Below are 14,817 nucleotides of genomic sequence, written 5' to 3' on the forward strand. Positions count from 1 at the left end.
AAGGATGGCTGAAATTAGAACCGCATTCATCACAGGTGCGGCGTCGGGCATTGGTCGCGCGCTCGCGCTCGCGCTTGCGCGGAACGGTGTGGCGCTTTACCTGACAGACGTGGACGAGACCGGCCTTGCGGAAAGCAAGAAGCTTGCGAAAGCGCATCAGATGAACGTGCATACGCGCAACCTTGATGTGTCTGACAGCGTTGCTGTTGAGGCTGCAGCGAAAGACGCGGCCTCAATACTTGGGCCTATCGACGCTGTGTTCAACAATGCGGGTGTCTCACTGTCCGATACGGTTGATAAAATGAGCTATGCGGATCTTGAGTGGGTGATGAATGTGGATTTTTACGGTCCTGTGTACGGCACCAAGGCTTTTCTGCCAGATATGCTGGCGCGTGGGCATGGCCACATCATCAATATTTCCAGCCTTTTTGGGCTTATCGGTGTTAGCAGCCAATCCGCCTATTGTGCCGCAAAACACGCGCTGAAAGGCTTCAACGAGTCGCTCTATTACGAGCTTGAAGACACTGGTGTGCAGGTGCACAGCGTGCATCCGGGCGGTGTGGATACCAACATCGTGCGGAACGGCAAACATATCCATAACGTGGATGGCGACACGAGCGCGGAGCGTGCGCAAGAAGGCTTCAACGATATGGTAGAGACCACAGCCGAAGGTGCCGCGAAAATCATTCTTGATGGTGTGGCGCGCGGGCAATACCGCATCCTTGTGGGCGCTGACGCCAAGCGGGTTGACCGGCTACAGCGCTGGATGCCTAACCGCTGGCGCACGATGTTTTCTAAAGCGATGAAAAAACGCCGAGGCAAAACCCCGTTCTAAGCATGGCCACCTTGTTTTGCCATGCGGAAGGCCCTATCTAGCGGGTAAGTTCTTATCACGTACGGAGGAAACGATGCGCACACTTCACAAACATTATATCGGCGGCGAATGGGTGGATGCGGATAGCTTCAGCGTACGCGACATCACTAACCCGGCCACGGCGCGAAAGTCGGGTGAGATGGTGCTGGGCAACGCAGCCGATGTTGATCGGGCTGTTGCCGCCGCGCGGAAAGCGTTTGAGACGTTCCAGTTCACTTCCCGCGAAGACCGCTTGGAAATTCTCCAAAACCTGGCGGCCGAATATCAGAAGCGCATTGCTGAGATGGCCGAGGTGATCACGCTTGAGATGGGTGCGCCCAAGTTTCTTGCCAATCGTGCGCATGCACCAGCTGGCATTGGGCACCTGATGGCCGCGATCGAAGCGCTCAAGAACTACAGCTTTTTTGAAGACCGTGGTCCCACCCGCATTGCCAAGGAGCCGATTGGTGTGGTGGGCATGATCACACCTTGGAACTGGCCGATCAACCAGATCGCCTGCAAGGTTGCGCCCGCGATTGCAACCGGCTGCGCCATGGTGCTGAAGCCAAGCGAAGTGGCGCCTTATAGCGCGCAGCTTTTCACCGAGATGGTGCACGCGGCTGGTGTGCCGAAGGGTGTTTATAACCTCGTATACGGTGAAGGCCAATCGGTGGGTGAAGCACTTTCCGGCCACCCAGGCGTTGATATGATGTCGGTCACCGGCTCAACCCGTATGGGGGCGGCTGTGCAGGCCAATGCGGCCAAGACCATCAAACGTGTGGCGCAGGAACTTGGCGGCAAGTCAGCCAATATTGTGCTCGATGACGCAGACCTTGAAGCCGTTGTAGCGCGTGAGGCAGCGAGCGTAATGCGTAACACTGGCCAGACCTGTACCGCACTTACCCGCATGCTGGTGCCCCATAGCCGCATGGACGAAGCGGCGGCAATTGCGGCGCAAGCGGTTTCCACCGTTGTAACCGGTGACCCGAACAAGGACGAGACCACCATGGGGCCTATCGCGCATGAGGCGCAGTTCCATAAAGTGGGTGAGATGATCCAGATCGGGATTGATGAAGGTGCGCGGCTTGTAGCAGGCGGGACCGGCAGGCCGGACGGCTGCCCGGAAGGTTTTTTCGTGAAACCAACTGTGTTCGCGGACGTGAAGCCCGAGATGACCATCGCACGGGAAGAGGTGTTTGGTCCTGTGCTCTCGATCATTGGCTATGAAGATGAGGACGAGGCTGTGCGCATTGCAAACGATAGCCTTTACGGGCTGTCCGGTGCCGTACAGTCGAAGGATCACGCACGGGCACAGCGTGTAGCATCCCGTATGCGTACCGGCATGGTATATATCAATGGCGCCGCAGGTGACCTTTCAGCACCGTTTGGCGGTTACAAGCAGTCAGGCAACGGGCGGGAATGGGGCGACCATGCGTTCGCGGATTTCCTTGAGGTCAAGTCGATCCTTGGCCACAACGCCAGCTAAAACTGAGCTCCACCCAATGAAAAAGGCGCCCCGCGAGGCGCCTTTCCTGTTTAAAGGCTTAAGCCCAAGATTACATCTTGAACTGTACCTGGCCATAGAAGAAGCGGCCCGGTGTTGCGTGGATTGTGCCGTCAAAGTTGTTGAGGTCACAGGTCGTGCATAGTGGTGGATCCTGATCCAGCAAGTTCTGCACACCAAGCGTGAAGGCGAAACCTTCCCACGCTTCCGGACGATAGGTGAACTGCATGTCCGTGTAGAATGTGTCACCGAGCGTATTGCCGTCAGCACCGTTCGTGCAGTACTGGGTGAAGCCAAAGTCGCCGATCACGCCGCCGCAGCCCTCGTCAACACTGCCGAGGTAACGGAACGTGGCACCCACTGTCCATTCTTCACGTGTCCAGTCGATGAAGAGTGAGGACTTGTATTTCACATAGGCACGCTCTGGTGAGCCAAGCTCAGTACCAGCACGGTCAACCACATCGATGCCGCCCGTTGCGTTTGGTACAGACTCTTCAAACTTGAAGAGGTGACTGTTTACCCACTTGAAACGAAGCTGACCCCAATCGGCCGGCATTGTCTCGAGGGAGATCGACCAGTCCATACCCTGTGTGTCGATGGCTGCGATGTTGGTCAGGATGCCGTCAATGCGGGTTACCTGGCCGTTTGCCGTGCGGGTTACTGCGTTGCAGAAGACATCAGACAGCGTTTCCACACAACCAGACAGAACTTCCGAGGCATTTGGTGCCTGGATCACGTTTTCCATGGCGATGTTATAGTAGTTTGCCTCAAACGTGATGCCCTGCACGCCCATGGCATCGGCCATGCCGGTTGGGCTGAAGGTCATGCCTGCGGTCCATGTTTCTGCGGTCTCAGGTGTCAGGCTCGCGTTACCACCTGTGGTGACGCTGATCTGCGGGTTGATCTGCACGAGATCAGCCGGCACGCCAAGCGCCGCACAGTTTGCGTGCGGTGTGTTGCCACCACCGGAGTTACAGGGATCGCTGATCGTGCTGTCGAAGCGCGACCCCGTGTTGTAAAGTTCCCCGATGTTGGGTGCACGGAAGCCTTCAGACCAGTTGCCACGGAAGGTAAGGTCGTCGTTCACCTGCCATGCCATGCCAACCTTATAAACCGTATTGCTGCCAGAGGTATTATAGTCTGACGTGCGGAACGCGGCGCTCAGGTTAACATATTTTGCGAAGGACATATCACTGAGGAGCGGTGCGTTGATCTCACCGTAGAACTCTTTCACATGGATATGGCCCGAGGTTGGGCTTGCCGGCACACCAGCAGTTTCACCGGATGACACCACGTTATCAGGGATAAAGCGGCCTTCTTCTTCGCGGTATTCCCAGCCAAGGGCAATACCAAGTGGGCCCGCTGGCATGTCGAACAACTCGCCTGCCACGTTCGCAGAGAAATCGGCCAGTTTCTGACGGCTTTCGTCTTTCTGCGTGAAGGTGATGTAGTCGAGCATGGCCTGGGTGATGGTGCCGTTGCCGTCTGGACCTTGGCCACCAAAGATATTAAGCGGTACACAGCTTGGGTTGGCCGCGCAAACTGCCGGGTCACCAAGCGCTTCGCTAATCTTGCGGGCATTAAACGCGCCTTCTTTCACCTGATTGGCCTGGCTCTGTGAATACGTACCGTTCACATCCCAATACCAATTGCGGCCCGCGAACTCGACCTCACCCTCAATGGTGTTGGACACATACCATGTATCAACATTTTGGGTGAAGACACGAGGCCCGGCCTCGATCGGACGACGACCGCCGAAAGCGAAGGTTGTCGGGTTTAGTTCAATGCCAAACGGGTTGAACGGGTGGTCTTCCGGCACAACGATATTGTCCATCCAGAAACCCGCGCCAGCGTCGGTGCCGAAGAAGAGCGGCTCAGGCGCTGCCTGGCTTACAGAGCGGCGATTGTTGTATGCCGCTGTGGTCGTCATTTTGATGGCGTCTGTGATGTCATACTCAGCCTTGGCAAAAATGTTGATGCGCTCACTTGGCGTCATCACTTTGTTGTAGGGTGAGTAGTTGAACCGGTCAGCCAGCGTGAACGCGTGATAGTCTGAGTTTGGCCCGGTCGGGTCGGCGGGGTCAAAGTTTGGCACCGCACCTGCGCCGTCGTTTGGCGTGATGGAGCCAAAGTCGTTATTGAACACAAAGCGACCCTGCGGTGTACCGGATGAAGCACCAAGGTTTTCAAACGGGATAGCATAAGCTGTCAGCTCACGGTCTGCGGCTTCCACGGCGCCCTGTTTGGTATAGCTCAGGTCAACAAGGATGCGTGTGCGGTCGCCCGATGCACCCCATGAAACATCATATTCCTGCGTTTTGCCGTCGCCTTCATCAAACATGCCATAATAAGCGCTTGCGCTGAAGCCTTCATAGTCGTCACGGGTTTTAATGTTAACCACGCCTGCGATAGCGTCAGACCCATAAATGGTGGACGCGCCGTCTTGCAATACCTCGATCGATTTGATGATGCCGGTCGGGATGGTATTGAGGTCAACAGCACCTGAAACGCCAGATGCACTTGAGCCGCGAACCCAGCGCTTACCGTCCACCAGCACAAGCACACGCTTGGCAGTCAGGTAACGAAGGTCGATCTGGCTTGCGCCAGCACCAATGCCGGAGCCGTCAGGCGGGAAGCCAAGGTTACCAGATGAGTTGTTGGTGCGGTTGATGGCTGAGCCAGCGATTGGCAGGCGTTGCAGGAAATCTGCAATCGACACCTGACCAGACTGGTCAATATCGGCAGCAGAAAGGATCTGCACCGGGTTTTGCGCTTCAAGCGGGTTTTGGCGGATACGGGACCCCGTGACCACCACTTCCTCAAATTCCTCCACAGCAGCGTCTTGCGCTAAAGTAGGGGTTGTATATGCAAAGGCTACTGCTGCACAGCTTGCGAGCAATTGCACTTTCTTTGTTCGGCTGAAATTGGGTTTCATTGCCTTATTCTCCCTGTTGGTTTTTCACATGCGGGACGATGTTTTTCAGGTAACCGAAAAGCGTCCTCCCTCCCCGGAGCACTAAAAATACGCAAGGGCTCCAACACCGAGACGGGCGGGTTAACCATAATGGGAGTGTTCAGCACTGGCTCTTTTGTAACAAATGTAACAATCGGTCCATACTGTGACTATAATGTCGCAGTATTCTATCTTAAGTATAAGATATTATTCGATATTTAAACGATCGATGAAATTTCCCGGCTGGCATTATCACAGTTTGAAGCCAGTAGATAACTGGCAGAAAGCCGCCAAAAGCTTGCCTTTTCGGCCTGCTGTGCTAGCCAAGAAATAGAGAAGTTTTGAGCAGCGGGGGGCTAAGTCGGTGCGGGCGCATAAAATTGTCAGTAAAATTCACAAATGGGTCGGCTTAATCGTTGGCCTCCAGTTTTTGTGCTGGACGCTTGGCGGTGTTGTAATGACCTGGATACCGATCCAGCAGGTGCGCGGGGAGCACAACCTTTCAGTGCAAAATCCTACGCCGTTGTCAGCCGATGAGCTTGGCAACCTGCTCACATCGCTTGGTAATCCTGACATTATTTCAGCGCAGGCACGGACCATCGCGGGCAAACAGGCGATAGAACTGACCTTCGCGGACGGGAGTTCGGCGGCCTATACAGCTGAGGGTGGTGAGAAGCTCACACCGCTTGATGAGGCATATGCGCTTGCGGTTGCCGAAGCTGATTTTACGGGCCAAGCTGGTGTTCCGACAGCGACACTGCTGGACATTGCCCCTTATGACTACCGTGGCAAAACACCCGTGTGGCAGGTAGATATGCATGACGAAGAGGGCACGCTTATCTATGTGTCCCCCTCAAGCGGGCGCGTGGTGGCACGAAGGAATGATGTTTGGCGCTTCTATGATTTCTTCTGGATGCTGCACATCATGGATTATGACACGCGAGATAATTTCAATAACCCGCTTGTGATGGTGGCTGCGGGAACGGCTTTTATCTTTGCGCTCTCAGGCTTGGCGCTTCTCATCTACCGCTTTGGTCGCCGGGATTTTGGCCTCAAACCCAAAAAGCGTATAAGGCAATCCTAGCCCTCAGCTGTCCATATCCAGCGCGGTTGGTGAAAGCTCCGGCAACTTGCCGGGGCCGTTCAATTTCTCCATGAAATGCTTGCGGCACAGCGCGATATAACGGTCGTTGCCTCCGATCTCGATAGACGCACCCTCGCTTACCGCACGGCCTTCAGCATCAATGCGCAGGTTCATGGTGGCCTTAGAGCCGCATTTGCATATTGTCTTCAACTCATGCAGTTCATCGGCGATGGCGAGAAGCCATTTGCTGCCTTCAAAAAGCGTGGCTTGGAAGTCAGTTCGAAGGCCGTAACAAAGCACCGGTATTTTCAGCACATCGGCCACCGACGCCAACTGGAATACGTGGTCCTTGGTCAGGAATTGGGCCTCGTCCACAAGGATACAATGGATGGGGCGCGTTTTTAGCGCATCTGCAATCTTGACAAAAAGGTCAATATTCGCGTCGAATAGATGTGCACCAGCTTTGAGGCCGATACGGGAAGCAATGACAGCCTCACCAAAACGGTCATCAATAGACGCCGTGAACAACATTGTGTTCATGCCGCGCTCTTGATAGTTGAAGCTGGATTGCAGGAGAGTTGTGGTTTTACCCGCATTCATCGCGGAATAATAAAAATACAGTTTGGCCATGCGCGATCTGTCTTATGTTCTTTGCCCGAATGTTGGGATATGGTGTGACGCGAGCCTAGGCAGTTCGTCTGGCTTCGGCAAGCCTTGAGGGAGGAAAATATGCGGACCATCGGTTTTACCTTGCTTTTGGTGGTGGCGCTTCTGTGCCGACCGTCAGCCGAGGCCGATGATTTGCGCGCCCTGAAGGCTCGTACGGCAGGTGATGTGCTCGCCTGGTCGGCTGAAAATGGCCGCCTGCGCCCCATGATGGAAAGCTTCCCCAAGGGGGGTGACCTGCACAACCACCTACGCGGCGCTGTATATGCCGAATCGTGGCTCGATTGGGCCGCAGAAGATGGTCTTTGCGCAGACATGAGCGTGCCAGCCCTCAAGTTTAAAGCGGCAGAGACATGCGCCGCCAGCGGTTGGTTGACAGCGGAAGAAGCGCGCATGGATGAGGATCACCGCAGGGAGATCATCAACTCGCTTTCGAACCGTTCCTATGTGCCGACGCTCAACTGGTCTGGCCATAATGATTTTTTTGCCACCTTTCCCCGTATTGCAGCATCGCCCAAGCGGCTTGGTGACCAGCTTGCTGAAGTGGCGCGCAGGGCGGGGCGGCAGAACATTCTGTACCTAGAACTGATGGAAACCATCATCTTTCCTGAGCTGTTTCCGCTTCTGGGCAATGTGAAATTGTCTGGCGATTTGAATGGAGATTATCAGGCTTTGATGAAAGGCAAGTTCGGGCAACAGATGCCGGAACTGGTGGCATCTGCTCGCAAGCAGATTGCCGCGGCCTATGCCAAAAAAAACAAGCTTCTTGGCTGTGGCTCCGATACGCCTGATGCCGGGTGTGATGTTGAAATTCGCCTCTTGCATCAGGTGGTGCGCGAGTTTGACCCGGCCATGGTGTTTGGCCAGTTTATCCTTGGCTGGCAACTGATGGCGGACGAGCCGAAGATGGTGGGCATGAACCTTGTGGCGCCAGAGGATGGCTTCCGTGCGCTGCGTGATTACACGCTGCATATGCGCATGATCGACCATCTCTATAATAATTTGGGCCCGCGCAATGTGGCGCTGCATGCGGGTGAACTGACGCTTGGCCTTGTGCGGCCTCATCAGCTTACCTTCCATATGCGTGAAGCCATTGAGATCGGCCACGCCAAACGCATTGGCCACGGTATTGCTGTGGTTTATGAGTGGGACATGGAAGGCCTGATCAAACATATGGTCGAAAACGAGATCATGGTTGAGATCAACCTCACCAGCAATGACACAATTCTTGGTGTTTCAGGCACCGAACATCCGCTCGCGCTTTACCGCGATATGCTGGTGCCTTATGCGCTTTCAACCGATGACGAGGGCGTGTCACGCATCGATCTGACACACGAATATATGCGGTTCTATACGGAATATGATGTGCCGTATTTTGAGCTTCGCCACACCTCACGCAACGCGCTAACCTATAGCTTCCTGCCGGGTAGTAGCCTGTGGGGCAGTGAAGCGTGCTCACGTGATGTGGATAGAGGGCAAGATCCTGGCGCTGAGTGTCAGGCCCTGCTGAACGAGAGTGAAAAAGCGCGCATGCAATGGAAACTGGAGGAGCGGTTCCGCACCTTCGAGGACAGCATGCGCATTCCGGTTCGCAAGCGCACATCATTCAACTAATACAAACGAACACATGCTCGTGCCGCGGGGGGCGGTATGCGTAAAAATGGAAGTTAGGGGACAAAATGGCCGATAGTAACAACACGGGTTCGCTGGGCGGGGTCGCGCCGCCACCATCACAGTTTTCAGCGGACCTGAATGCGGGCGTTGCTTTTTTTCTGGACGTAACGGTAAATATGTTTGTGCTGGCGAGCGTGCTGATGGGCGCGTTCAGTTTCCCGGCGGAACATATCTTCTCCCGTATTATTCCGGGCGCTATCGTTGGTATCATTTTCGGCAACCTTGTGTTTGCCTGGCTTACCAAAAAAACGGTTGAGGAAACAGGCAACCAGAAGCTTACCAGCATTCCACTGGGTATGGATTTGCCCACGCTCTTTGGCATGTGCTTCTTCATCATTGGTCCAGCCTATGCCATGAATGTGGACGCCATGGGCGTTGAAGCTGCGGCCGATAAAGCCTGGATTTTGGGCATGGCGGCAACCGTATGGATGGCAGCTATCAAGTTCGGGCTTTCCTACTTTGGCCGAGCTATGCAGCAGCAATTGCCGCAAATGGCGCTTGTGGGCGCTATGGCGGGTATCGCAACCGTGTGGCTAGGGGCTGAGGCCATATACGGCATCTTCTCCCTGCCGGAAGTGGGCATTGTATCGCTCGTGATCATGGCGTTTGCGCTGATCGCAGGCCACCGGTTGCCCTTTAACATGCCGGGCTCGATCCTCGCGATTGTGGCGGGCACTATCCTTTATTATGTGCTGGCATTTGCGGGCGCGGGCGAAGGTTATGTGATCAACGTTGCGGTGGATTTCCGCCCCGTGTTGCCGATGCCGACCATTGAAGGCTATCTGGCAGTGTTTGGTGATGTGACCAATCAGCTTGGTATTATTCTGCCGTTCGCTCTTCTTATCGCTGCAAGCGCGGTGAATGTGGTGGCGGGTGCACGCATTGCGGGCGATGAGTTTGACGCCGGTAAAGTAGTGCGGCTTGATGCGGCGGCGACAGCCGTGAGCGCGCTTTTTGGCGGTGTTGTGCAAACCACACCCTATTTTGGCCACGCCACCTACAAGCGCATGGGTGCGCGCACGGGGTATGCTCTGGGCGCAACTGCGGTTGTCACTGTAATCGGTTTTCTCGGCATTATTGAGCTGGCTTCACAGTTGATCCCCGAAGCGGTGCTGAAGCCGATTTTGGTGGTGGTAGCAAGCGATATCCTGCGCCTTGCGTTTGCGGGTGGTGATGCGCGGCATGCACCGGCGCTGCTATTCGCAACTGTTCCCGCCATCCTTAATTATGCGCACACAAAAGTGTCAGACTTGTACGGTAGGGTCGTGAATGTGGCGGACGGGCTTCTCACGCAAGAATGGCTTGCGGGCTATATGCTGCTGGGTGCGATGGCGCGGGGCTATATCCTCACAAGCCTCATCTGGGGGGCGATGATTGTTTGGATCATTGACCGCAAGATGACCCGCGCGGCCTGCGCGGCTTTTGCTGCCGCCCTGTGCACTGAATTTGGTATTATCCATTCGGTCATGCCCACGTCCGAGATGTACCTGCCATGGGCAATCCCAAGCCTTGGTGGCGCTGAAGTGTTGGCACACCGACTGGCAGCGGGTTATCTCATTGCGGGCCTGATGTTATATGCAGCAGGCTTCTTGAAAAACGAGGAACCAGCCAAAACAAATTCTTGACCTTACAGTCAGGAACTGGCTTTTAGTCACGAGTTTAATCAATACCGGGACAGACGATGACTTCTGCGACGAGACCTGAGACCTGTGTTAATCAGGGCACAAGCTTCCACGCCGATTGGCTGGACAGCATCCGTGTCAATAAAAGCGCGGTGGAGCGCCGCACCGGCACCATCGCCACCCGCCGGTCTGTCAAAAAAGATGCTCAGATTGCGTTCATGCTAAAGGCAATCAGCTGCATCGATTTGACGACGCTGGCAGGCGACGACACGGCAGGCCGTGTGAAGCGCCTGTGCCAGAAGGCCATGAGCCCGGTCCGGCGTGATATCCTTGATGTATTTGGCATGGCTGATATGGGCCTTACCACCGGTGCCGTATGTGTGTACCACGCCATGGTGGCCGATGCGGCGAAGGTGCTCAAGGGGTCCAGTGTACCGATCGCCGCTGTGTCCACAGGTTTTCCGGCGGGACTTGCGCCGCTTGAGACCAAGCTCGAGGAAATTCGACGCTCCGTTGAAGCAGGGGCTCGGGAGATCGACATTGTTGTAACCCGCTCCAACGTGCTCACAGGAAACTGGGAAGCGCTGTACGACGAAGTGAAAGCCTTTAAGGCAGCCTGCGGCTCGGCCCACATGAAGACCATTTTGGCGACAGGGGAGCACGGCAGTCTCAATCAGGTCGCCAAAGCATCCATGGTTGCCATGATGGCAGGCTCAGACTTCATCAAGACATCCACCGGCATGGAAGGCGTGAACGCGACCCTTCCTGTAAGCCTTGTGATGATGCGTCAGATCCGTGACTTTTATGACCGTACCGGTATCAAGGTTGGCTACAAACCTGCAGGCGGCATTAAAACCGCGAAAGATGCGGTTACTTATCTCACATTGGTGAAAGAAGAACTTGGCCGCGCGTGGCTTGAACCGGAGCTGTTCCGCTTCGGGGCATCAAGCCTCTTGGGCGATCTTGAGCGGCAGTTAGAATATCATGCCTTTGGCGGCTACTCGGCGGGTTACCGCCATCCAATGGGCTAAGGGAGGGCCAGATGACAATCAAAGAAAGTTTTGAGAGCATGGACTATAGCCCTGCACCGGAAAGCCGTAAAAATGTTGACGCATGGCTTGAGGCCAATGGGCACAGCTTTGGCCTGTTTATCGACGGCGAATGGGTAAAACCAAAGGATGCCAAAACATTTGCGACCTATAGCCCGGCAACAGGCGAAAAGCTCGCTGATATCACTGCCGCAGGGCAGGACGACGTTGATGCCGCCGTTGCTGCTGCCCGCAAGGCGCAGGGGCGCTGGGCGCTTCTCGGTGGGCACGGTCGTGCACGTTATCTTTATGCTTTGGCGCGGCTGGTACAGAAGCACAGCCGGGTGCTCTCTGTGCTTGAGAGCCTTGATAACGGCAAGCCGATCCGTGAAAGCCGGGATATCGATATCCCCTTGGTCGCGCGTCACTTCTATCACCACGCCGGCTGGGCGCAGTTGATAAATGAAGAGTTTCCAAGCCATGAAGCGATTGGTGTTGCCGGGCAGGTGATCCCTTGGAACTTCCCGCTTCTGATGCTCGCTTGGAAAATTGCACCGGCTTTGGCCGCAGGCAACACAGTGGTGATGAAACCAGCTGAGTTCACATCACTCACGGCGCTCAAGTTCGCGGAACTGTGTGTGGAGGCGGGCCTGCCTAAAGGTGTGGTGAATATCATTACCGGCGAGGGTGACACTGGCGCGATGCTTGTTAACTCAGATGTCGACAAGATCGCCTTCACTGGCTCCACCGACGTTGGCAAGATCATTCGCCGTGCAATTGCGGGGTCAGGCAAAAAACTCACCCTCGAGCTTGGAGGCAAGTCGCCATACATTGTGTTTGAGGATGCGGATATCGACGGTGCGATTGAAGGCTTGGTTGATGCTATCTGGTTCAATCAGGGGCAGGTATGCTGTGCGGGCTCCCGCCTTCTGGTGCAGGAAGGCATTGCGGACCGCTTTTTCGAAAAGCTGAAGCACCGCATGGCGGCGCTGCGCGTCGGGCATAGCCTGGATAAATGCATCGATATTGGCGCGGTGGTTGACCAAGAACAGAAGGACCGCATTGAAAGCCTTGTGCGTTTGGGCGAAAGCGAAGGGGCCACCATCTGGCAGGCACCGTGCGCCATGCCGGGCGAGGGTGTGTTCTACCCGCCAACCCTAGTGACCGATGTGGGCACAGACAACATACTCTTCAAAGAAGAAGTGTTTGGGCCGGTGCTGACGGCTATCACCTTCCGCACACAGGCGGAAGCGGTGGCGCTTGGTAATAACACCCGTTATGGCCTCGCGGCGACCGTGTGGTCTGAGAACCTGAACCGTGCGCTTGAAGTGGCGCCAGCGCTCAAGGCCGGTGTGGTGTGGATCAACGGCACCAACATGTTTGATGCGGCCGTTGGGTTTGGTGGTTACCGTGAAAGTGGTTTTGGCCGCGAAGGTGGCCGTGAAGGCATGCTCGCATACCTCAAGCCAAAATATGAAGCTGCCCTTAGGGATTGGGCGCCGATTGCGGCCCCGGAAGTGGCGGCGATGCCAAAAGCAGGCACCGGTATGCCGGGGCTGGACCGTACCGCCAAAATGTATATTGGCGGCAAGCAGGCGCGACCAGACGGCGGCGACAGCAAAGCTGTGGTCGACAAGAAGGGCAACCTTGTTAGCCTCGTGGGCGAGGGTAACTACAAGGATATTCGCAATGCGGTTGAGGCAGCGACAAAAGCGGTTGGTTGGGCTGGCACAACGGCACATCTTAAAGCCCAGATCCTCTATTATATCGCAGAGAACCTGAGTTACCGCGCTGACGAATTTACCGAGAAGCTGATGAGCCTGACCGGCGCCACGGAGAAAGCTGCGGTGCGTGAGGTTGAGCTTTCAGTCGAACGTTTGTTCTCAGCCGCCGCGATTGCCGATAAGCATGACGGTGCGGTGCATAGCCCGCCCATGCGCGGTGTGGCGCTGGCGATGAATGAGGCTATTGGCACACTTGGCATTATATGCCCCGATGAAAGCCCGCTTCTCGGGTTTGTAACGCTGATGGCGTACGCGGTTGCGGCTGGCAACACATCGGTGATCGTGCCGTCAGAGCGCTATCCGCTGCTGGCGACAGATTTTTACCAGATCCTTGAAACCTCAGACCTGCCGGGTGGCGTGGTCAATATCGTTACCGGTAAACGCGATGAGATGGCAATGCCGCTGGCCAAACACTATGGCGTGGACGGTATCTGGTATTTCGGTAGCCGCGAGGGCTCAAAAGCCGTTGAAGAAGCGACGGCAGACAACATGAAGCGGGCGTGGCTGAGCTATGGCAAAGCCTATGATTTCACCAGCCCTGAGCAGATGTCGGCCCGCGCCATGATGGGCCGGGCAACGGACGTGAAAAACATCTGGGTGCCCTACGGCGACGCCAATGAAGGCGGCAAATCCTACTGATCAAACACCAATAGGTATGGGGCTTTAGATCCAAAATATAACAAAGGCCTGAACTCGGTTCAGGCCTTTTTATTGTTTGTGCTCAGCACGGCTTTCCAGCTCAAATTGGATAAAAAAAAGCCCGAACTAATGTTCGGGCCAATTCTGCTCGGGTCGTAGAATAGGAAGCTTCAGAGCACTTCTTCCACAAAGGCGCGAAGCAGTTTCTCAAGATTTACCGCAGCGATGGCGCCGTATTCCATGGTCTCATGGTGAGTAAGTTCCGCCTGCATGCCAGCAGCCAGATTGGTGATGGAGCTGATGCCCACAACCTTCATGCCGCCATGTTTGGCCACAAGGCATTCCGGCACGGTGGACATGCCGACCGCGTCCGCGCCCATAACTTTGAAAGCACGGATCTCCGCGGGTGTTTCAAAATTAGGCCCCTTGGCCATCAGATAAACACCGTCATGCAGGTCGATGTTCAGGCTGGTGGCGCACTTATGCAGCTTTTTGGTGAGCTTCTTGTTCCAGGCCTCGGTGACATCTGGGAAACGGGGACCGAAGCGGTCGTCGTTCACGCCCACAAGCGGGTTGATGCCCGAGAAATTGATATGGTCGGTGATCGCCATCAGGCTGCCGGGGCCAACTTCTGTACGCAGGCTACCCGCCGCATTGGTGAGCACCAGAATTTCAACGCCCAAGGCCCACAGGACGCGCGTTGCAAAACCGACCTTTTCTTCCGAATGGCCTTCATAAGCATGCGCGCGGCCCTGCATACAAATAACGGGCTTGCCGCCCAGTTTTCCGATCAGCATGCGGCCCGCGTGGCCTTCTACCGTTGGCTTCGGGAAGCCGGGCAGGTCGATGAAGGAAAATACGGTGGCGTCCTCAATGGCATCTGCGAGGCTGTTGAGCCCGCTGCCAAGCACCATGGCCAATTTGGGCATGTCGCCGGTGAAACGCTCGCGAATAAAACCTGCGCAGGTTTGCACGTCCTCAAAGCTCATTACTCATCCCCTATACTCGCC

At 55.6% G+C, this 14,817-nt stretch carries 10 protein-coding genes; 7 read left to right on the plus strand and 3 right to left on the minus strand.

The window, feature by feature from the left end; all coding sequences use genetic code 11:
• Positions 1 to 4 precede the first annotated feature (4 nt).
• Together ACOOGA_RS15100 and ACOOGA_RS15105 are read left to right on the plus strand one after the other, a co-directional pair.
• Positions 5 to 835, plus strand: coding sequence for an SDR family NAD(P)-dependent oxidoreductase (locus ACOOGA_RS15100; protein WP_417461489.1), 831 nt, complete (start codon positions 5 to 7; stop codon positions 833 to 835).
• Between the two features lie 73 nt (positions 836 to 908).
• The gene (locus ACOOGA_RS15105) at positions 909 to 2,339 is read left to right on the plus strand and encodes an aldehyde dehydrogenase family protein (RefSeq protein ID WP_417461488.1); all 1,431 of its coding nucleotides are present in this window, start codon (positions 909 to 911) and stop codon (positions 2,337 to 2,339) included.
• 70 nt (positions 2,340 to 2,409) lie between these two features.
• Here ACOOGA_RS15105 and ACOOGA_RS15110 read toward each other — a convergent pair whose 3' ends face one another.
• A complete protein-coding gene (locus tag ACOOGA_RS15110) occupies positions 2,410 to 5,292 on the minus strand; it encodes a TonB-dependent receptor domain-containing protein (RefSeq protein ID WP_417461487.1) in 2,883 nt (960 codons plus the stop codon).
• A gap of 382 nt (positions 5,293 to 5,674) precedes the next feature.
• Between ACOOGA_RS15110 and ACOOGA_RS15115 the strand changes: the two genes are divergently transcribed.
• Entirely contained in the window at positions 5,675 to 6,394 is a 720-nt protein-coding gene (locus ACOOGA_RS15115; RefSeq protein WP_417461486.1) for a PepSY domain-containing protein, read from the plus strand.
• Positions 6,395 to 6,397: 3 nt separating this feature from the next.
• Here the strand turns inward: ACOOGA_RS15115 and ACOOGA_RS15120 are convergent, their stop codons facing one another.
• Positions 6,398 to 7,024, minus strand: a complete 627-nt coding sequence (locus ACOOGA_RS15120) for a thymidine kinase (protein ID WP_417461485.1) — start codon at positions 7,022 to 7,024, stop codon at positions 6,398 to 6,400.
• A 99-nt stretch (positions 7,025 to 7,123) separates the two neighbouring features.
• Here ACOOGA_RS15120 and ACOOGA_RS15125 point away from each other — a divergent pair, with 99 nt between their 5' ends.
• The 4 genes from ACOOGA_RS15125 (at position 7,124) to ACOOGA_RS15140 (ending at position 13,807) form a co-directional block, all read left to right on the plus strand.
• Positions 7,124 to 8,674: an adenosine deaminase gene (locus ACOOGA_RS15125; protein WP_417461484.1), complete on the plus strand. Its 1,551-nt coding sequence runs from the start codon at positions 7,124 to 7,126 to the stop codon at positions 8,672 to 8,674.
• Between the two features lie 65 nt (positions 8,675 to 8,739).
• On the plus strand, positions 8,740 to 10,359 hold the full coding sequence (locus tag ACOOGA_RS15130) for a hypothetical protein (protein ID WP_417461483.1): 1,620 nt from the start codon (positions 8,740 to 8,742) through the stop codon (positions 10,357 to 10,359).
• Positions 10,360 to 10,415: 56 nt separating this feature from the next.
• Complete coding sequence (deoC, locus tag ACOOGA_RS15135; RefSeq protein ID WP_417461482.1) at positions 10,416 to 11,387, plus strand: deoxyribose-phosphate aldolase; 972 nt, start codon at positions 10,416 to 10,418, stop codon at positions 11,385 to 11,387.
• An 11-nt stretch (positions 11,388 to 11,398) separates the two neighbouring features.
• Positions 11,399 to 13,807 carry an aldehyde dehydrogenase family protein gene (locus ACOOGA_RS15140; protein WP_417461481.1) on the plus strand — a complete coding sequence of 803 codons (2,409 nt, stop codon included), beginning with the start codon at positions 11,399 to 11,401 and terminating at the stop codon, positions 13,805 to 13,807.
• Between the two features lie 170 nt (positions 13,808 to 13,977).
• Here the strand turns inward: ACOOGA_RS15140 and ACOOGA_RS15145 are convergent, their stop codons facing one another.
• On the minus strand, positions 13,978 to 14,796 hold the full coding sequence (locus ACOOGA_RS15145; RefSeq protein WP_417461480.1) for a purine-nucleoside phosphorylase: 819 nt from the start codon (positions 14,794 to 14,796) through the stop codon (positions 13,978 to 13,980).
• Between the last annotated feature and the right edge of the window lie 21 nt (positions 14,797 to 14,817).

The sequence above is a fragment of the Kordiimonas sp. genome, assembly GCF_965216265.1.
GTDB lineage: Bacteria > Pseudomonadota > Alphaproteobacteria > Sphingomonadales > Kordiimonadaceae > Kordiimonas.

Bases quoted from the DNA above. Each gene is read 5' to 3' on its own strand.
- ACOOGA_RS15100 (WP_417461489.1), top strand. From the start codon at position 5: ATGGCTGAAATTAGAACCGCATTCATCACAGGTGCGGCGTCGGGCATT.
- ACOOGA_RS15105 (WP_417461488.1), top strand. From the start codon at position 909: ATGCGCACACTTCACAAACATTATATCGGCGGCGAATGGGTGGATGCG.
- ACOOGA_RS15110 (WP_417461487.1), bottom strand. From the start codon at position 5,292: ATGAAACCCAATTTCAGCCGAACAAAGAAAGTGCAATTGCTCGCAAGC.
- ACOOGA_RS15120 (WP_417461485.1), bottom strand. From the start codon at position 7,024: ATGGCCAAACTGTATTTTTATTATTCCGCGATGAATGCGGGTAAAACC.
- ACOOGA_RS15125 (WP_417461484.1), top strand. From the start codon at position 7,124: ATGCGGACCATCGGTTTTACCTTGCTTTTGGTGGTGGCGCTTCTGTGC.
- ACOOGA_RS15130 (WP_417461483.1), top strand. From the start codon at position 8,740: ATGGCCGATAGTAACAACACGGGTTCGCTGGGCGGGGTCGCGCCGCCA.
- deoC (WP_417461482.1), top strand. From the start codon at position 10,416: ATGACTTCTGCGACGAGACCTGAGACCTGTGTTAATCAGGGCACAAGC.
- ACOOGA_RS15140 (WP_417461481.1), top strand. From the start codon at position 11,399: ATGACAATCAAAGAAAGTTTTGAGAGCATGGACTATAGCCCTGCACCG.
- ACOOGA_RS15145 (WP_417461480.1), bottom strand. From the start codon at position 14,796: ATGAGCTTTGAGGACGTGCAAACCTGCGCAGGTTTTATTCGCGAGCGT.